19 protein-coding genes, 1 tRNA gene and 1 riboswitch are annotated in these 17,334 nt (G+C 50.4%); of the genes, 13 read left to right on the plus strand and 7 right to left on the minus strand.

Annotated elements, in window-relative coordinates:
• The first annotated feature begins 662 nt into the window (after positions 1 to 662).
• Positions 663 to 854 (plus strand): LBP_cg2779 family protein, encoded by a 192-nt coding sequence (locus tag FC99_RS08690; RefSeq protein ID WP_048735080.1) that lies wholly within the window; start codon positions 663 to 665, stop codon positions 852 to 854.
• A 146-nt stretch (positions 855 to 1,000) separates the two neighbouring features.
• Here the strand turns inward: FC99_RS08690 and FC99_RS08695 are convergent, their stop codons facing one another.
• The 5 genes from FC99_RS08695 to FC99_RS08715 all read right to left on the minus strand — a co-directional run bounded on the left by FC99_RS08695 (position 1,001) and on the right by FC99_RS08715 (position 4,399).
• Entirely contained in the window at positions 1,001 to 1,516 is a 516-nt protein-coding gene (locus FC99_RS08695) for an O-acetyl-ADP-ribose deacetylase (protein ID WP_048735078.1), read from the minus strand.
• A gap of 4 nt (positions 1,517 to 1,520) precedes the next feature.
• Positions 1,521 to 1,772 carry a zinc ribbon domain-containing protein gene (locus FC99_RS08700; protein WP_048735076.1) on the minus strand — a complete coding sequence of 84 codons (252 nt, stop codon included), beginning with the start codon at positions 1,770 to 1,772 and terminating at the stop codon, positions 1,521 to 1,523.
• Between the two features lie 11 nt (positions 1,773 to 1,783).
• Positions 1,784 to 2,125 (minus strand): hypothetical protein, encoded by a 342-nt coding sequence (locus FC99_RS08705; protein WP_048735074.1) that lies wholly within the window; start codon positions 2,123 to 2,125, stop codon positions 1,784 to 1,786.
• Positions 2,126 to 2,179: 54 nt separating this feature from the next.
• Positions 2,180 to 3,343, minus strand: coding sequence for a hypothetical protein (locus FC99_RS08710; RefSeq protein ID WP_048735071.1), 1,164 nt, complete (start codon positions 3,341 to 3,343; stop codon positions 2,180 to 2,182).
• Positions 3,344 to 3,421: 78 nt separating this feature from the next.
• A complete protein-coding gene (locus FC99_RS08715) occupies positions 3,422 to 4,399 on the minus strand; it encodes an asparaginase (protein ID WP_275452968.1) in 978 nt (325 codons plus the stop codon).
• 488 nt (positions 4,400 to 4,887) lie between these two features.
• Here FC99_RS08715 and FC99_RS13865 point away from each other — a divergent pair, with 488 nt between their 5' ends.
• From FC99_RS13865 to FC99_RS08735, 5 genes are all read left to right on the plus strand, one after another.
• Positions 4,888 to 5,043, plus strand: a complete 156-nt coding sequence (locus FC99_RS13865; RefSeq protein WP_156166934.1) for a hypothetical protein — start codon at positions 4,888 to 4,890, stop codon at positions 5,041 to 5,043.
• A gap of 52 nt (positions 5,044 to 5,095) precedes the next feature.
• A riboswitch (purine riboswitch) is annotated at positions 5,096 to 5,194 on the plus strand.
• 187 nt (positions 5,195 to 5,381) lie between these two features.
• Positions 5,382 to 6,695, plus strand: a complete 1,314-nt coding sequence (locus tag FC99_RS08720) for a nucleobase:cation symporter-2 family protein (RefSeq protein WP_048736374.1) — start codon at positions 5,382 to 5,384, stop codon at positions 6,693 to 6,695.
• A 170-nt stretch (positions 6,696 to 6,865) separates the two neighbouring features.
• Positions 6,866 to 7,762: an ABC transporter ATP-binding protein gene (locus FC99_RS08725; protein ID WP_048735067.1), complete on the plus strand. Its 897-nt coding sequence runs from the start codon at positions 6,866 to 6,868 to the stop codon at positions 7,760 to 7,762.
• A complete protein-coding gene (locus tag FC99_RS08730; RefSeq protein ID WP_048735064.1) occupies positions 7,755 to 8,975 on the plus strand; it encodes an ABC transporter permease in 1,221 nt (406 codons plus the stop codon). The genes FC99_RS08725 and FC99_RS08730 overlap by 8 nt, the downstream gene beginning before the upstream one ends.
• Before the next feature lie 60 nt (positions 8,976 to 9,035).
• Positions 9,036 to 9,108: transfer RNA gene (locus FC99_RS08735), tRNA-Ala, on the plus strand.
• A gap of 283 nt (positions 9,109 to 9,391) precedes the next feature.
• Here FC99_RS08735 and FC99_RS08740 read toward each other — a convergent pair.
• Positions 9,392 to 9,748, minus strand: coding sequence for a winged helix-turn-helix transcriptional regulator (locus tag FC99_RS08740; protein ID WP_048735062.1), 357 nt, complete (start codon positions 9,746 to 9,748; stop codon positions 9,392 to 9,394).
• A 101-nt stretch (positions 9,749 to 9,849) separates the two neighbouring features.
• Between FC99_RS08740 and FC99_RS08745 the strand changes: the two genes are divergently transcribed.
• The 3 genes from FC99_RS08745 (at position 9,850) to FC99_RS08755 (ending at position 12,023) form a co-directional block, all read left to right on the plus strand.
• On the plus strand, positions 9,850 to 10,269 hold the full coding sequence (locus tag FC99_RS08745) for an NAD(P)H-dependent oxidoreductase (protein ID WP_235805901.1): 420 nt from the start codon (positions 9,850 to 9,852) through the stop codon (positions 10,267 to 10,269).
• A gap of 401 nt (positions 10,270 to 10,670) precedes the next feature.
• Complete coding sequence (locus FC99_RS08750; protein WP_048735059.1) at positions 10,671 to 10,997, plus strand: GNAT family N-acetyltransferase; 327 nt, start codon at positions 10,671 to 10,673, stop codon at positions 10,995 to 10,997.
• Between the two features lie 303 nt (positions 10,998 to 11,300).
• On the plus strand, positions 11,301 to 12,023 hold the full coding sequence (locus FC99_RS08755; RefSeq protein ID WP_048735057.1) for an MIP/aquaporin family protein: 723 nt from the start codon (positions 11,301 to 11,303) through the stop codon (positions 12,021 to 12,023).
• Positions 12,024 to 12,080: 57 nt separating this feature from the next.
• On the opposite strand, the gene FC99_RS08760 is transcribed toward FC99_RS08755, so the two are convergent.
• Complete coding sequence (locus FC99_RS08760) at positions 12,081 to 12,410, minus strand: ASCH domain-containing protein (protein ID WP_048735055.1); 330 nt, start codon at positions 12,408 to 12,410, stop codon at positions 12,081 to 12,083.
• Positions 12,411 to 13,121: 711 nt separating this feature from the next.
• Here FC99_RS08760 and FC99_RS08765 point away from each other — a divergent pair.
• Genes FC99_RS08765 through FC99_RS08780 form a run of 4 tightly spaced genes read left to right on the plus strand, consistent with a single transcriptional unit; the run spans position 13,122 to position 16,903 of the window.
• Entirely contained in the window at positions 13,122 to 14,234 is a 1,113-nt protein-coding gene (locus FC99_RS08765) for an ABC transporter ATP-binding protein (protein ID WP_048735052.1), read from the plus strand.
• Positions 14,212 to 15,036 (plus strand): ABC transporter permease, encoded by an 825-nt coding sequence (locus FC99_RS08770; protein ID WP_048735050.1) that lies wholly within the window; start codon positions 14,212 to 14,214, stop codon positions 15,034 to 15,036. Before FC99_RS08765 ends, FC99_RS08770 begins: the two co-directional genes overlap by 23 nt.
• Positions 15,033 to 15,836 (plus strand): ABC transporter permease, encoded by an 804-nt coding sequence (locus FC99_RS08775; protein WP_048735047.1) that lies wholly within the window; start codon positions 15,033 to 15,035, stop codon positions 15,834 to 15,836. The genes FC99_RS08770 and FC99_RS08775 overlap by 4 nt, the downstream gene beginning before the upstream one ends.
• The gene (locus FC99_RS08780) at positions 15,833 to 16,903 is read left to right on the plus strand and encodes an ABC transporter substrate-binding protein (protein ID WP_048735045.1); all 1,071 of its coding nucleotides are present in this window, start codon (positions 15,833 to 15,835) and stop codon (positions 16,901 to 16,903) included. Before FC99_RS08775 ends, FC99_RS08780 begins: the two co-directional genes overlap by 4 nt.
• Positions 16,904 to 17,334 lie beyond the last annotated feature (431 nt).

The raw sequence follows: 17,334 nt of genomic DNA on the forward strand, positions 1-17,334 counted from the left end.
GGGTGGTTTTTTGTTTCGCACGCTTTAGCGTGCTCAACTGGGCCTAAAGGCACTAAGAAAATCAGGCCAGCCCAAAGGCTGACCTGACTTCCTGCTTGATAAACTACAAGTGACTGTAGTCATGTAATCATTATGATTACCATCGATTAAGTGAAACAGCCGGTTGCCCGACTTCGGGGCGGAAATAGATTCCGCAAGTTATTCCGCTGATGCTGGGTGCGGATGCACACGAGTCGCTGACTTCACGATTCGTGGCTGAGTATTTGATTGGGTGATAGTTCTCTTCCCCATTGTAAACCACGACAGGCCACTAATCACTGCTAATGATATCACGGCGGCTATCAGAGTCCCAATAACGCGTTTCAAATTCATCCTGTCACCTCACTAATTAGCTTAACGACTAAACCTAACAACTAGCTTAACCGTTTACTATCACAAAACGGTAACAGAAATAAAAAATTGTGTTAACAATTACGCTAAAGAAATTTAACAGTCAGCGCGCCAATTATCATATTGGATATTAGTTTACGCAATTTTCCGCCGTTCATCAAGTAAAATCGGAAAAAATTTCCAGATATCGGGACTAATTTCACCGCTTTTAGAAAAGTTTAGTATAATGAACTTAAGCAGTCATTAGGATTTACCATTTGGAGGGATATTAAATGAGTCAAGAATTAAGTGATTTGGCTGAAGCAATCATCGCCTACCAAAAGAAATACGACAAAACTGACGGTGAAATGGCGTTTGGGTCGCGGGTTTCCGTTGAACGGTTCCACGCGATCAAGACCGGTGAGGTAGATCCCACCAGTGACGAACAAAGTTCCCTGAAGAGTTATATCTCCACCAAGCCTTAACGAACAACGGGACCTGAGAATAATTTCCCAGGCCCTTGTGGGAGGTCATGACCAACGTCATGGCCTCTTTTGTGTCTTTTAAGCTTCTATGGGCGACAACAGGTAGCTGACTTAAGCTTGATAACCGCCCCTTGTCACACTCTCTTCTAATCCACCAAGTTCGCCCATGCCGTTCTGTAGGCCGTAGCTGTCGCGTCATCGAATGCCACCAATCGGACTCGTTCCAGCGTGGTCGTGTGGCCCAAGACGGTCGCAATCGTCTGCGTCGCAACGGCTGCCGCTTCGTCTAGCGGATAGCCATACACGCCGGTACTGATCGACGGAAAATCGACCGTTCGGCAGTCATGGTCCATCGCAACCTTCAGACTGTTGCGGTAACAGTTCGCCAACATTTCGGCCTCGTGTTCCTGGCCACCATGCCAAACGGGACCTGGCGTATGGATCACCCATTTTGCGGGCAACTTAAACCCCGGCGTGATTCTGGCCTCTCCAGTTGGACAACCGTTAAACGGCACACACGCCTCAAATAACTCGGGGCCTGCCGCCCGATGAATCGCGCCGTCGACACCGCCGCCACCTAAGAGCGTCGTGTTGGCCGCATTAACGATGGCGTCGACCTGACTCAGGGTGATGTCACCCCGCAAAACCGTAAACTCTGCCATGTGATTACTCCTTTGACCACGGCCAATGCCACCGCTTCTTGGGCGCTGAGTCCCCGTCACGGTCATGTAGCCGTTTCATCCCCTCGCGGTACGGATTGGCGTACAACGAAGATAAGTTCAATTTCTGCGAAGACTTAGCTGGCGCACTCGGTTGCCGATACGGCGTTAAGTCCGTCTGGCACTGGGGGCAAACGGTATCGCTTGGCGTGACCGCCGCACCACAGTGTGGACAAAATTTCAATTCACTCGTCGCCATCCGTTTCCCTCCTATCTGCGTCGCTGTTGGTGCGCTTGATTCCGTTCTAAGTTTTTCTCACGTGTCGCTGCTGCCTGTTTCTCGGCAGCGATTCGTTGTTGTTCCTGTTCGACAGCCCGTTGCTTGGCGGCCGCCGCCTTTGCCTGTTCGGCTAATTTACGTTTGGCCTGACTACGGTAGCTGAAGTAACTCCACGCCCCGACAGCGACCAGTGCCAACACGATTTGGAGTGGCACTAAGGCCCAGTTTGGGTGTTTATCAAAGAAGCCATTATAGACGATCAACAAAACGGACATCGCGCCCACGACAGAAAGGGTGTCGCGGACCCAGCGCGGAAGCTTGTGCCACTGCATCTTGTCAACTCCTTATGTAGGAACCCGGTAAAGACCCGGATTCCAATTCAACGACTATAGGTCGCCTTCAACTCGCAATTGACGTTCAACGAGGTAGGCGTCCAAGTAGCCAAACGCAATTTCATCAACATCGGTAATTCGGTATACCTGGCCCACTTGATCCAATTGATTATCTTCAACCTCATGGAAAATGAACCGTTCACCGCCGACCTGACTGGGATACCCCAGCTGATTGCTGCCGTCGTGAAGTTTCAGCCGAATAATCGTCCGGAAGGTTGCCGCCTGGGTCAACCTTGCGGTAAATTGGTCCACCGTTGGGTCGAATAGACGTTCATCGTTTAGAACCGGTTGAATCTGATGTTGACGCGACCGATTAAGCAGTGAGAATAGCCGCATCGTTTGTAGGTAATCCGATTCGATCACCACCGCGTGAATCTCGGCCAAACGCATTACTGTGTACCCACCGAATTGACCAGTCATATCGACTAGATTCATGATGACCGCATCGTCCGTCACCACGTTGATCCGACCGACGAAGAATAGGTCCTGATCCTGTTCGGGCACCAGGGCAACGAGCGGATCCTTACCCGCCAATTGCTGCAAGGTGTCTGGAATCTGCTCCTGGTCTTCGACGTTGACGGGTTCAACGTGCTTGAGCCGCTGTAACCGGGTCGCCGCAATGCCTTGAAGCGTCAACTCCTGACCTTGGAATTCCAAGACCTGGATATCGTCCGGCTTCAATTTGAGCTCTGGTTGGTCACTATAATCGAACTTATTTAACAACTGCACGGTAATCTGATCAGCAGCGACCGCCGTGACTAGACCTTCGTAAAAGTGCTCATCGTTGGCCATGACTAACATAACGACCAGATGATCGACCCAAGCGTGGCTCAGCACCTGACGCCGTAGGTCCCGCCGTTCGTCAAAGTGGAGCGTTAAGCCGCCCGCCTTGACAAAGGCCTCATCCTTCGCGGTCTGAATCCGAAACACCATGTTGTCGAGATCATCGCTGGAGAACTCGACTTCATCGATCACGTCCAGTGCCAGGAAAACCGCACCGTCTGGCAATCCGTAGTCATCATACGTGGCAAGGATAATGCCAGTATCGCTGACCGTCGTCACGTAGCCGGTGTACACGACCTCTTGGTTCGTTTGGTAAACGTTGACCAGTAACTGCTGGGCCAATGCCCGGTTTAAATCATTCACAATTGAATTCACATGACGACCCCCTTTATCTTATCTGAAAATCTTACCATATATTGACCGAAATAGCCCGTCAAGGCAGTTGTCATCCCATTAAGAAACAGCGGTGCTTAAAAACTGTTTCAAGTCGTCGCCCTGCAGACCGGCGCTGAGGCCGACCAGAAGCTTGATTCGCGCTTTTTGCCCGTTCAATCCTTGGCACAGCATTAGGCCCATCTTCCGCAGTTCGATTCCACCACCCTGATAGTCATAAATGTCTTCGGCGACGCCATTATAACACCGCGACACCAGAACTAAAGGAATCTGCCGGTCTAATAGGCGTTGAATTGCGGGCAGCGTTTGTGGTGGCAAATTTCCCGCGCCCAGGCCTTCGATGACGACCCCTGCCGTCTGGTCGTTATCGAGGAAATCGAACAAACTCCCATCCATCCCAGCATACGCCTTAATCAGGTAAACGTGGTCGATGACGTGATCAATGTCACAGGTATCCTGGTTGATCAATTTCTGGAAATAAACGGCGTGGTCCTTCGCCACGATCCCGATGGGGCCAAAAGTTGGCGTGCGGAACGTGGCCACGTTGGTCGTATGCGTCTTGGTCACGTAACGGGCCGTGTGAATCTCATCGTTCATGACGACCATGGCGCCATTACCGCGAGAAGCGTCGTCTGCGGCCACTTCAATGGCGGAACGGAAGTTGTATAAGCCATCGGTTCCAACCTCGTTAGACGAGCGCATAGCCCCCGTCACGACAACGGGAATGGTGTTGGGCAACGTCAGGTCCAGGAAATAAGCCGTTTCTTCCAACGTATCCGTCCCGTGGGTAATGACTACGCCATCGATGCCGTCTTTCTCGGCCTGGTCGATGCGCTGCTTAATCTTCAGCATTTCCACCGGCGTCATGTGCGGTGAGGGTAAGTTGAACATTTCATCGGTGATCAACTGCACCCGCCCGGCCAAAATGGTTTCTTCTTGAGCAATCGGGTTCTTGGCGTTGGGGACAACTTTCCCCTGATCATTTTGCGACATGGAAATGGTACCGCCAGTATGAATGGCTAAAATTTTCTTCACGATTTATCCAGCTTCTTTCATGGTTTAAATTTATTTTTTAATATCACGCCTACGATTGAGCAAACTTGTGTGTCCTTCACCTTACCGGTCGGCTTACATAGTAGTCCTTTGACCACACACAATAACACTATACGATTACGGCAAACTTCATATGAAGTCTCGTCTTATTTGTCGTAAATAACACTCATTTAATTGACAAAATCAATTAGAGCCGGAGGAGGCCAGGGATGTAGCCGGCCGTGCAAATGGCGTTGGCTGGCGTCCTTTGCTAGCCTACCCCATGGGCGACTTTGAAGACACGTGCATTTTGCGTGGCTTCAAATCGAGCGAGAAGCCCGCTCCTCAGGCTGAAGCGTCCCCACAGCAGGCGGAATCCCTGGCAACCGGAGTGCGGCCATTTTTAACCAATCCTACCAAAAAATAATTGGGTACCCACATTGTACCCTAAGTTGCGGTACAATTTAGTTAGAATTCGGAGAGGATGAAACGAAATGTCAAAAAAGGAAGATTCCGACAAAGTCTATATCCCCGGGCCGCACATCCATCCCAAGAAGTATAGTTCATCGGGCGGTTTGGCCGACTGGGGCCCACTGTTGACCTGGTTCAACGGTCTTTTCAAATCACTTTGGCACAAAATCAAGAAATGACCGACCGTGTTGTCATTTTCATTTCACAGTGGTAAAGTAAGTGACATTCCAATTAAAAAAATAAGTGATTGCCTATATAATGCCAAGATAAGGTTGGCGAGTTTCTACCCAGAGCCGTAAACTCTGGACTATAAGCAAATTGAGGACGAAACTCTTTTTGCCGATGAAAAGAGTTCGTCGGTAAAGGTTTCAGTAGCTCTCTTTTTGCAAAGGGAGCTTTTTGTTTTCAAAAAATTACCTTGGCGGCGTATGGACATCACGAGAAGGAGGACCTTTTCTTGCAGTCCACAAAGTCCGCAACATCAGCTTCATCATCAGATAACACGCCGTCGCTTCCCATGTGGCGCGCGGCCATTCTCGGGTTTCAGCATTTATTAGCCATGTATTCTGGTGATGTCATTGTCCCCTTACTGATTGGGGGCGCACTTCATTTTAACGCCATGCAAATGGCCTACTTGATCAGTGCGGATATCTTTATGTGTGGGGTTGCAACCCTTCTACAGTTGAAACGAACGCCGTTGACCGGGATCGGTCTTCCCGTGGTGCTCGGGTGTGCGGTTCAAGCCGTGACGCCATTGAGCGCCATCGGAAATCAATACGGGGTTGGTGTGATGTATGGTGCCATCATTAGTGCCGGCATCTTTGTGTTTCTCATCTCTGGTTGGTTCTCGAAAATCAAGCACTTCTTCCCGCCGGTAGTGACCGGGTCGTTAATCACGATCATTGGTTTCACGCTGATTCCCGTGGGGTTTCAGGACCTCGGGGGTGGCGACGCGACGGCCAAGAACTTCGGTGATCCCAAGATGTTACTGGTTGGTTTCCTGACCATGGGTATCATCCTCGGCCTCAACGCCTTTGCCAAGGGCTTCTTGAAGTCGTTGGCGATTCTAGCCGGCATTTTGATTGGCACGCTGATTGCCAGTGCACTCGGCATGGTATCGCTAAAGGCCGTGGGCCAGGCCAGCTGGTTTCATTTGCCCCAATTCTTCTACTTCGGTACACCCAAGTTCGAATGGTCGTCCATCCTGACCATGATTCTGGTCTCACTGACGACCATGGTGGAATCGACCGGCGTCTTCTTCGCCTTGGGAGAAATCACGGGTCACAAGATTGAGGCCCAGGACTTGAAGCGCGGCTACCGAGCGGAAGGTATCGCCGTCATCCTCGGCGGCCTCTTCAACACGTTCCCCTACTCCACCTTCTCCGAAAACGTTGGGGTCGTCCAATTGTCCGGTGTGAAGACCCGTAAGCCGCTTTATTTCTCAGCCCTATTCTTAATGCTGCTGGGCCTCCTACCCAAAATTGGGGCATTAGCCACGGTCATCCCCAACGCCGTCTTGGGTGGCGCCATGATCGTCATGTTTGGGATGGTCGGCGTGCAAGGCATTCGGATGCTCCAACAGGTCGACTTCAAGGACAACAACAATTTGCTGGTCTCCGCCATTTCCATTGGCCTTGGCCTTGGCGTCACGGTCTACCCGCAGATTTTCCAAGCCCTCCCCCAATCCGTTCAAATCATCATGAACAACGGGGTCGTCATTGGGAGCTTCTCTGCCGTGCTCCTCAACATTCTCTTCAATATGCGGCCCGGTCGCGTCACGGATCGTGTGCAAGCCCAGGTCAACAGCGACGCTCAACCAGTTAAAAAATAAATCAAACTACCGATCAGGCCCCTTTGCCTTGACCGGCAGTTTTTGTCTCTCGTCTTCCAAGTGGACCTAGTACCCAACATGACATTAACCTTACAAAGTACCGAGCCATCTTTAGTTTCACTACCATGTTCGCGTATAATGAGGAATATCAACGTGATAGGAGAATTGCCATGCTAAGCATTCAACATATCAGTAAGGAATTTGGCCCGGTTAAGGCGCTAAACGATGTGAGTTTTGACGTCCCTAATGGCCAGATTATGGGCTTGATCGGCCAAAATGGGGCCGGTAAGTCCACGACCTTCCACAGTATTTTAAACTTTATTGATTACGGTGGCAGCATTCAGTGGCAGGGTCACACTCTGTCCGCCAGTGACTTTGATCACATCGGCTACCTGCCTGAGGAACGTAGTCTGATGACGAAATTGACCATTGAACAGCAAATCATTTACCTAGCACGACTGAAGGGGCAACCAGCTAAGGTCATTCGACCACAGATCGACGATTGGCTGGAACGATTCGCCGTTAAGGGCACCCGGAAAAGTAAGATCAATGACCTTTCTAAGGGGAACCAGCAAAAGGTCCAACTCATCTGTACCTTGATTCATCAACCCGACCTGTTGATCCTGGACGAACCATTCAGCGGCCTCGACCCAGTCAACGCCGACCTCTTAAAACAGGCCGTCCTGGCGGCTAAAGACCGGGGCGCCGCCATCATCTTCTCTAGCCACGACATGGAACACGTTACGGCGTTGTGCGACCAACTCGTCATGCTGCGTAAGGGCGACGTAGTCTTGCACGGCACCCTCGACGATGTGCGCGACCAATTTGGCAAGACGGAACTCTTCGTCACGACCGATTGGACCGCTGAACAACTTCAGGCGCTTGCCGGCGTTGGCAGCGTGACTGACCGCCACAACCACCGTTACGTCCTTCATCTGACTGACGCCAGTGCCGGTCCAGCGATTTTCGACGCCCTCACGCAGGGTCACTACATCGAGGAATTCAGCCAACAGCCGCCAACTCTAGATGAGATTTTCCGTTTGAAAGTAGGTGAAGAACATGTCTAAAACCTGGATTGTGACATTTGAAACCTACTTGCGCCAGATCAAGTCTTGGAGCTTTCTGTTCATGGTACTGGGACCATTTTTGATGATTGCCCTGACTATCGGGATTAGCTATATCAGTGCCAACAGCAGTAGCAGTAGCCATCAGGTAGCCGTTATCAGCGACTCGGCGGTCCTGCGTAAGAGCTACCTGCAACAACATCCGTCGGGTATCAATACCAAGATCACCACGACAACCAAGGCCAAAAAAGCCGTGAAGGCCAACCACCTTGCCGGTTACCTCACCCTGGACGCCAGCGGTACGCAACTCCGCGGCGACTACCATGGGAGCACGGCCATGGACAGCGGCCTTAAGGCAAAAGTCCAAAACTTTTTGATGCAGTATCAACAGCTCAAGAACTACCAAACGGCCAAACTAACACCCAAGCAACAACAGGCCCTCGCCCAGACACCGGTTCTGAAGCAACACATTGCAGCTAAAACCGGTACGAGCAATCTCGTTAAGACGCTCTCCTTCTGGGTGTTAATCACCATGATCTACATTATCTTAATCACTTACTCCACCATCGCAGCACAGGAAATCGCGTCTGATAAAGGGACCAAGATTATGGAGATCATTTTCTCAAGTACCACGGCCACCAGCTACTTCATTGGCAAAATCACAGGAATCCTGTTGGTTATTGTGACGCAAATCGTCATCTACATTTGCGGGGGCTGGCTAGGCTACACCATCGCCATGCAAAATTCGGGGATCAAGAAACTCGTGCTGGCCAATCAGACCTTGGTCAAGGGCATCTTCCACAATTTATTTAATCTGAACCTGCTCTATGTCCTGTTAGGTGTAATCATCTACACCATTCTCGCCGCCTACAGTGGTGCGCTGGTTGCGAAGGCCGAAGACGCTTCTAAGGCCGCTCAACCGGTTATCATGCTAAGTATGGCTGGTTTCTTCATTGCCCTGCCCTTCCAGAACAATTTGGACGCAGTACTTGTGAAGATTCTGTCCTACGTGCCCTTCTTCTCGTCATACTTCATGCCGATGCGCATCATCAACGGCACGGCGGGGCTTGGCGAACAGATTAGCTCACTGGTGATTCTGTTAGTCGCGATCGGTCTGTTCGCCCTCTACATTGGCCGGCAGTACCAGCGACTCATGCTCCAAACCGACAGTGAAAACATTTGGCAACACTTGATTCACAGTCGCCGTCGTTCGTAAACTAACCAACTTACCCATTAACATTTCACGCGAACGTGCTATACTTAATGGGTAAGTTTTGGGCCCTTAGCTCAGTTGGGAGAGCGCCTGCTTCGCATGCAGGAGGTCGTCGGTTCAAATCCGGTAGGGTCCATTGATAACGCATCACAACGGCATTTGCTTCTAAACTAAATTAACCGATAGTAACAGATATAAATAGAGAGTAGGCTGAGAAATTAGCTCACTCTCTATTTATATCTATTGACGCCAACCGATTCTCTACGCCCTTGTTCGACAAATAATCTGACCCCTGAGAAAATCTTGTACCATCATCCCCTGGGTATCCCAAAAACAAATTTTGTAAATCTATCAGCCAACCGCCAGCTCTGTACTCACTGAACTCGAAGGTTTACTACTCAGATTATATTCCGATCCGGTTAAAGGCTCTCTGTCTCGTTTGTCATCTGCTGTTCACCCCAGCTACAAATATCTTCCATTACAGGGATCAAAGACTCACCTAGTGGAGTTAAACTATATTCAACTTTGGGCGGAATCTGGGGATACTCTTCGCGATGAACTAGTCCATCGGCTTCAAGTTCTCGCAAGGTATTGGTCAATGTCTTGAACGAGATTGGAACCAATAGCCGCTTGAGCGCATTGTAGCGTAGTGGCTGGTGACTTAACTGGATGGCATAGAGTGCCTGCATTTTATACTTACCGCCAATCAGCCGCAAGGTGTAAGCAAATCCTGTAGACTGTAGACGATTTTCTTTGATGTAATCAATGTCTGCCATGACACTCTCCTTTGGGTTAGTACCGCACTTTAATTTGCGTACTTGTTTACACGTTGATTGTATCATAGACTCAATCTATCAACTCGAAGGAGGAATCATTCATGAAAACTATCATCTACGCTCATCCCTACGAGGGCAGCCTTAACCACGATATTCTGACGCGACTAACCGACTATTTTACTCAAACTAACCAGGCCTACCACGCGATTGATCTCTACCAAGACGACTTCAATCCCCGTTTTTCTAAAGAAGAACTACAATTATTCAGCCGCGGTGAGACGCCCTATCAGCTGGTAAAACACTATCAACAACTGATCAGTCAATCCAATGAACTGATTTTCATTACGCCGATTTGGTGGCATCAAATTCCCGCAGAACTCAAAGACTTTTTTGACAAAGTCATGCTGAAAGATTTTGCTTATAGTGAAACGCCGGCATGGCTTATTGACCTACATTCAAAAGGCAACTGTCATTACGACGGCTACGATAACCAAAAGTTACTTAAAAAACGAATCGGGTGATCCGATTCAAGGCAACCTTATCAATCGTGTTTTTACGGATATCGGGATCGACCCCCAACGCACAACCTGGATTCATTTGGGTGAAGCCAATACGACGTCAGATGCAGTGCGACAGCAGTTTCTGAAAGATTTACCCTAGCTATATTTACATGGACAGGACTAACTGACTTGCCTTAAAATTTCTAAGTGGTTTTAATAATCGCCAAGTTTTCTAAGATCATTTAACCAGCTTTTTTCTAAGTATCCCTATATGACTATAGCTTTGGCGTATAATGGTTCCTAACATGATTACCTCGTAGTTGCTTAACCGCGAGCATTGGTCACTAAGGGGGCATTCAGATGGTCAAACGTTGGTCCCGGCGACTCACTCCAAATTTCAACTAATTTTAAAGGAGAACGCCATGATAACCTACAGCTTTACTAAAACCGCACCAGTCGCCGATCAAGAAATTTTAGACCTCTATCGCAGCGTCGACTGGTCGGCCTACCTGCAGCATCCCCAGAATACCCTGGACGCGCTTGCCAACTCCACCGTCCTCTGGGCGACAGTGGACGACCACCTTGTTGGCTTGATTCGTGGCGTTACGGATGGCCACACCATTTTGTACATCCAGGATCTGCTCGTGGGCCCGGCCTATCAGAAAAAGCATGTCGGGACGACCCTCATGAAAAAGATGCTCGACCACTATCAGAATGTCGGCCAGACGGTCCTCATCACCGACCCCTAGGAACGGACCCGCAAGTTCTACGAGTCCCTCGACTTTCTGCAGATTACGCCTCAAACCTATGGCCGCGCGTTCGTCTTGGAACGGCGCTTTTAAATTCGATTCTGCTAGAGTCCGTCGAAACTTAACGGGCTCTTTTGATTTGCAAGCATTTTCTGATAGTTTCCATCAATTATGGCTTAAATTGAAAATAATAATGAAAACGGGATACTAGTGGCGTACGATTGTAATACTGTTGTTTTTTAGGCTCGCTAGCTATCTGGTGGCTAAACTAACAATGACAGAAATTATAGTGGAGTTGAAATTATGCATTATTCATTATTTATTCGGTGTGTTGCCGAATTTGTTGGGACAGCCATCATGGTCGGTCTAGGTAACGGTTCCGTTGCCAACGTTGAGTTAAAGGGAACCAAAGGCTATCAAGGGGGCTGGGTCCTCATTGGTTTTGGGTACGGGATTGGGGTCATGATTCCAGCCTTGATGTTCGCCACCATTTCTGGCGCACAAATCAATCCGGCCATGACGATTGGTGCCGCTGTCGTCGGTAACTTCCCCTGGCAAGAAGTTCTGCCTTACATAATCGCCCAACTGCTAGGTGCTTTTGTCGGTCAATTAGCCGTCGTTATCGCCTACAAGCCTTACTATGACCGCACGACCGATGCCGAAGCCATTCTGGGAACCTTTTCCACGATTGACGCCGCCGGCAGTAGTCTCAACGGGTTCGTCAACGAATTTCTCGGGACCTTCTTACTGGTTCTGGGCGCCGTTGCCATGACCGCCGACAAGGTCGATTCCCGGGCCGACTTTATTGGACTGGGCTTCCTGGTCATGTGCCTAGTGGTCTCCCTTGGTGGTGCCACTGGTCCTGCTCTGAACCCTGCACGGGACATTGCCCCCCGGATTCTCCACGCCATCTGGCCCTTCGAATACAAGGGGAGCTCGCAATTCGGTTACGCCTGGGTCCCTATCGTGGCGCCAATTGCCGGTGCGATTGCGGCCACCGTTCTTTGGAAATACGTCTTCAGTTAACTTGAATGCACAAAAGCCATGTTCAGCGCGAACATGGCTTTTTTAATCTATTTTTTTCTAAATCTCAATCGCCACCACGCCCCACCGCTGCTCTTGCTCTGGGGTGTAAATGGTATACGTGTCAGCGACCATCTGGGCAACATCAGCCGTTGGTGCACTACCCACACTGATTGGCGAATACTGACTATACAACTCGGCAAAGGTCGCAAACTGACGTAGGCTCTTTACGCGTTTGTCCAGCCGCAATGTCTCGTCCACCACGTTACGAAAGGTAATCACATCGCCCACCTGTAGGCTTCGTCGTTTGTCGTCATTTAACCGAATCTCGATGGTCTTACTGCCCGCGCGAATCAGGTCAAATTGATCCGAATTCAATCCCATTTCCAAGCTAATCCCTCATTTCTGCCAAAGCCTGCACCAGGGCCGCAACCAAAGTAGCCTTGCCGCCGCCAGTCACCCCACTCACAACCATAATTTTATTTGTCTTCATCTGCTCACTCCTATCCTGCCGAAATCGTATAGTGCTTCAAACCGCGTCGCCACACAAATTGGTACGCCAGCCACAAGAATACTGGTCCCGCCACCAACACATAGACTACTTTTCTGAATTAAATTCTATTCTACATTAAAGATGGTCAATATTCTAATCAGATTTTAATTAATAAACGCGTTACTTTGCTAATCAAAGTGCCCATTTTTAGCCAGTTAATTTGCTAACCTTTCACAGTTAATTTCCTACCTTAATCATCTGTGATGTTCGTCATCTTTTTTCATTTCTTTTTGCCGCTAAACCCGCTATAATCAATGGAGTTGCAACAAGTCATGTCGCATTTCAAAACCACGAAAATTGACGACTAATTTTCGGATTTTACGATGGAAATATGACTGCGTCTTGAGTTGTAAAATGTCCGTTATGTTAATCGTCGACCAATACCGGCTGCAATTCAATGCGGCATGCCAGTATGGACGAAAAGCAACGGAACCTTCGATAGAAAAACCATGCGCGCTGGTCACTATATGTAAAATTACGAGCCCAACATTAACCAGCTCCGGCAACCCAATTTACAACTAAATTTATTACCCAGAGGAGGTAGCCTGATGACTCAACCTATCATTGCGCTTCACCACGTCACCAAGCGTTACGGCGACGCGACCATTTTAAAGAATATTGACCTCACGCTAGAGTCCGGCAAATTTTACACGCTGCTCGGACCGTCAGGCTGCGGTAAAACGACCATCCTACGAACCATCGCTGGCTTTACCGACGCGACTACGGGCGATGTCCTGTTCGCCGGTAAACGAATCAACGACGTTCCTGCCAACAAACGCAACGTCAACACCGTCTTCCAAGACTACGCGCTGTTCCCTCACCTGACCGTGGCGGAGAACGTTGCCTTCGGTCTGACACTTAAAAAGACCCCAAAGAAAGAAATCGCCACCCGCGTTGCCAACGCTCTCAAACTGGTTCAGCTCGCCGACTACGGCGACCGTGAGATCAGCGCGCTGTCTGGGGGCCAACAACAACGTATCGCCATTGCCCGCGCCATCGTCATGCAGCCGAAAGTCTTGCTGCTCGACGAACCGTTGTCCGCCCTGGACGCCAAGTTGCGCCGCGAAATGCAATATGAACTCCGCGACCTGCAGCAGCGGTTGGGCATCACCTTCCTGTTCGTCACCCACGACCAGGAAGAAGCCTTGGCCATGAGCGATGAAATCTTCGTTATGAACCAGGGAGAAGTCCTCCAGAGTGGCACGCCCGTCGATATTTACGATGAGCCCATCAACCATTTTGTTGCGGACTTCATTGGGGAAAGCAACATTTTGCCCGGTAAAATGCTCGACGACTTCCAAGTGGCCTTCGGTGGCCTTCGGTTTGAATGTGCCGACGCCGGAATTCCTGCGAACGAAGCCGTCGAAATCGTGATTCGGCCCGAAGACCTCACATTGACCGAACCCGCTAACGCCAAGCTCATCGTGACCATCGACACCCAACTATTTCGCGGGGACTACTACGAAATCGCGGCGACCGATGACCTTGGCAACGACTGGCTGATTCATTCCGTCAACCCGGCCGAAGACGGTCAGAGCGTCGGCATTACCTTCCGGCCACAAGACCTCCACGTCATGCGCTTCGGCGAAAAGGAAGCCGAATTCGACGCCCGCCTGGAAACCTACGAGGGGGAGGAGGATGAGAGCAGTGACGAAACGTAGAACTTGGCTGTACTTCATCCCCTACGGCCTGTGGCTAGCGTTATTTGTCATCGCCCCGGTCGCACTGATCATTTACCAATCGTTCTTTGACCTCGGCCACCACTTCACACTAGGAAACTACAGCACTTATTTTCAATCCGCAACTTATCTTAAAATGACGCTGAACTCCGTGTGGTATGCCTTTCTGATTACCCTCTTCACCGGACTCATCAGCTACCCCACGGCGTACTTCTTGCACCAGCTCAAACACCGTCAATTTTGGCTACTGCTGGTCATCCTGCCTACGTGGATCAACATTTTGCTCAAGGCCTACGCCTTCATCGGTATTTTTAGTCAGGCCGGTCTGGCGAACCAATTTTTGACCTTCATCGGCATTGGCCCGCAGCAGATTCTGTTCACCAACGCCAGCTTCATCTTCGTCGCGACTTACATTCAGATTCCATTTATGATTTTGCCAATTTATAACTCGATCGACGATTTGAACCCGGCCTTCGTCAATGCCAGTCGTGACCTTGGTGCCAGCAATTGGCAAACATTCCGCCGCGTCATTTTTCCGTTGACGCTTCCCGGGGTCAAGGCCGGCGTGCAAGCCGTCTTCATCCCCTCGCTCTCCCTCTTCATGTTGACTCGTCTGATTGGCGGCAACAAGGTCATCACGCTGGGAACCGCAATCGAGGAACATTTCTTAACCACCATGAACTGGGGCATGGGCTCCACGATTGGCGTCATCCTAATCGTCGCGATGATCATCGTCATGACCTTGACCGGCGATAAAAAGCCGAAGGGAGGCGCTCCACGATGAGTAAAAAATTAGCGAATGGCTACCTGATTTTAGTTTTTGCCGTGTTGTACGCCCCCATCGTCTTTCTGATCGTCTACTCCTTCAGCCAGGGTGAAACGATGACCAACTACCACGGCTTCACGTGGCGGCACTACCAAACGTTGTTCAGTGACGCGCGGATGTTGGCCATCGTTGCCAACACGCTGTTAGTTGCCTTACTGTCATCGTTGATCGCAACTTTAATTGGCACGTTGGGGGCACTAGGCATCAACCGGACGACCAAACGGGTGACGCGCGAATCCCTCCTGACGCTCAACAACGTCCTGATGGTCTCCCCCGACGTCATCATCGGGGCCAGCTTCCTGATTTTCTTCACGATGCTAAAGATTCCACTGGGCTTCGGGTCGGTTCTGATGAGCCACATTGCCTTTGAGATTCCCATTGTGGTCCTGATGGTGCTCCCCCGACTGCGAGAAATGTCCTCTTCCATGCTGGACGCCGCGGAAGACCTGGGCGCAACGACCCGCCAGCTTTTGACGCAGGTCATCGTCCCCTTCATTTCCCCCGGCATCTTCGCCGGCTTCTTCATGGCGCTGACGTACTCGTTAGATGACTTCGCGGTCACCTTCTTCGTCACGGGAAACGGCTTCTCGACGCTGTCCGTAGAAATTTACTCCCGGGCTCGCCAAGGCATCAACCTGGAGATCAACGCACTGTCCGGCGTCATGTTCCTCTTCTCACTGTTACTGGTCGGTGGCTACTATTGGATTCAACAGGCCAGCCAGAAACGTAAGCACCGCAAGCGGGAGGTGGCCTCATGAAACGCTTACTCAGTTTAATCATCGGGTTACTCGCCGTCTGTGGTCTCCTAGCCTACACCAGCCAGTCACTGGAGAAATCCAGTGGAAGCACTGGCAGTAAGGTACTTAACCTGTACAATTGGGGTGATTACATTGACCCCAACCTCCTAACCAAATTTCAAAAGGAAACGGGCTACCACGTGAACGTCGAAACCTTCGACAGCAATGAAGCTATGTACACCAAGATCAATCAAGGCGGCACCCACTACGACTTGGCCGTACCGAGCGAGTACATGGTCTCGAAGATGAAACGCGCCCACCTGCTACAGCCGCTGGATAAGAGCCGGCTGACCGGTTGGGGCAACTTCGATCAACAATTTCTCAATCAACCGTTCGACCGCGGTAACCGTTACTCCATGCCGTATTTCTGGGGCACGCTGGGTATCGTCTACAACGACAAAATGGTCAAGGCTAGTGAGGTCCAACACTGGGATGACTTGTGGTCACCGAAGTTCCGCGACAAGATCATGCTGATTGACTCGGCCAGAGACATCATGGGCATGTCACTAGTCACGCTACACAAGTCGATGAACACGACTGATCCGCAGACGCTACTGGCCGCTGAAAAGCGTTTGAACACGCTGGCCCCCAACGTTAAAGCTGTGGTCGCCGACGAAATCAAGATGTACATGATTCAAGACGAAGCGCCATTGGCCGTGGACTGGTCGGGTGAGGCGGCCGAAATGCTGGCCGGCAATAGTCACCTCCACTACGTTGTGCCGCGCGAAGGTAGCAACCTGTGGTTCGACAACCTGGTCATCCCCAAGACGGCGCAGCACTACAACGCCATCTACGCCTTCCTCAACTTTATGAGCGAACCGAAGAACGCCGCCCAAAACGCAGAATACATCGGTTACGCCACACCGAACAAGAAGGCCAAGGCCTTACTACCGAAGTCGGTGCGTGATGATCAGGAGTTCTATCCGGATCAAAAGACGATTGACCACCTACAGGTCTACCGCGACTTGGCACCAAACATCGTCGAACTCTACAACGACCGTTACCTGGAATTCAAGATGCACCATTAGGGTTAGCGTAAATTGGTTCGCCTGCGGCTGCCAAGGACTGCGCCTGCTATGGGGTCGGTTCCAGCCTAAAGTTCAAGGCTTCCACCTCGACTTGAAGCCACGAAGTTCACGTGTCTCCAAGGTCGTCCCACGCTGTAGGCCGGGAAAATACCCCGACCAACACCGTCGACACAGCTGGCTACGTCCTTGGCTTCCTCCGGCTACGATTGTGCGCTACCATGGCGCTTGTTGAGTTCCTTAAGTACCGAACCTTTTCGTTAATCTATCAATCACACCTGTGCTCATCACAAATTTAATGGCACTGACATCGTCTGAACTTCAGAGGTTGTCAGTGCCATTTTTAATTGAAAGTTACCAAACTTTCAACGACTGTTTTGGTTGCGAACTATCAGAGCCGAAGGCGGCCAGGGATGGAGCCGGCCGTGAAGGTG

This window comes from Levilactobacillus koreensis JCM 16448, assembly GCF_001435525.1.
Taxonomy (GTDB): Bacteria; Bacillota; Bacilli; order Lactobacillales; family Lactobacillaceae; genus Levilactobacillus; species Levilactobacillus koreensis.

What these genes read in the sequence shown, in the direction of transcription:
- FC99_RS08690 (WP_048735080.1), top strand. Translation starts at nt 663, where the DNA reads ATGAGTCAAGAATTAAGTGATTTGGCTGAAGCAATCATCGCCTACCAA.
- FC99_RS08695 (WP_048735078.1), bottom strand. Translation starts at nt 1,516, where the DNA reads ATGGCAGAGTTTACGGTTTTGCGGGGTGACATCACCCTGAGTCAGGTC.
- FC99_RS08700 (WP_048735076.1), bottom strand. Translation starts at nt 1,772, where the DNA reads ATGGCGACGAGTGAATTGAAATTTTGTCCACACTGTGGTGCGGCGGTC.
- FC99_RS08705 (WP_048735074.1), bottom strand. Translation starts at nt 2,125, where the DNA reads ATGCAGTGGCACAAGCTTCCGCGCTGGGTCCGCGACACCCTTTCTGTC.
- FC99_RS13865 (WP_156166934.1), top strand. Translation starts at nt 4,888, where the DNA reads ATGTCAAAAAAGGAAGATTCCGACAAAGTCTATATCCCCGGGCCGCAC.
- FC99_RS08720 (WP_048736374.1), top strand. Translation starts at nt 5,382, where the DNA reads ATGTGGCGCGCGGCCATTCTCGGGTTTCAGCATTTATTAGCCATGTAT.
- FC99_RS08725 (WP_048735067.1), top strand. Translation starts at nt 6,866, where the DNA reads ATGCTAAGCATTCAACATATCAGTAAGGAATTTGGCCCGGTTAAGGCG.
- FC99_RS08730 (WP_048735064.1), top strand. Translation starts at nt 7,755, where the DNA reads ATGTCTAAAACCTGGATTGTGACATTTGAAACCTACTTGCGCCAGATC.
- FC99_RS08740 (WP_048735062.1), bottom strand. Translation starts at nt 9,748, where the DNA reads ATGGCAGACATTGATTACATCAAAGAAAATCGTCTACAGTCTACAGGA.
- FC99_RS08745 (WP_235805901.1), top strand. Translation starts at nt 9,850, where the DNA reads ATGAAAACTATCATCTACGCTCATCCCTACGAGGGCAGCCTTAACCAC.
- FC99_RS08750 (WP_048735059.1), top strand. Translation starts at nt 10,671, where the DNA reads ATGATAACCTACAGCTTTACTAAAACCGCACCAGTCGCCGATCAAGAA.
- FC99_RS08755 (WP_048735057.1), top strand. Translation starts at nt 11,301, where the DNA reads ATGCATTATTCATTATTTATTCGGTGTGTTGCCGAATTTGTTGGGACA.
- FC99_RS08765 (WP_048735052.1), top strand. Translation starts at nt 13,122, where the DNA reads ATGACTCAACCTATCATTGCGCTTCACCACGTCACCAAGCGTTACGGC.
- FC99_RS08770 (WP_048735050.1), top strand. Translation starts at nt 14,212, where the DNA reads ATGAGAGCAGTGACGAAACGTAGAACTTGGCTGTACTTCATCCCCTAC.
- FC99_RS08775 (WP_048735047.1), top strand. Translation starts at nt 15,033, where the DNA reads ATGAGTAAAAAATTAGCGAATGGCTACCTGATTTTAGTTTTTGCCGTG.
- FC99_RS08780 (WP_048735045.1), top strand. Translation starts at nt 15,833, where the DNA reads ATGAAACGCTTACTCAGTTTAATCATCGGGTTACTCGCCGTCTGTGGT.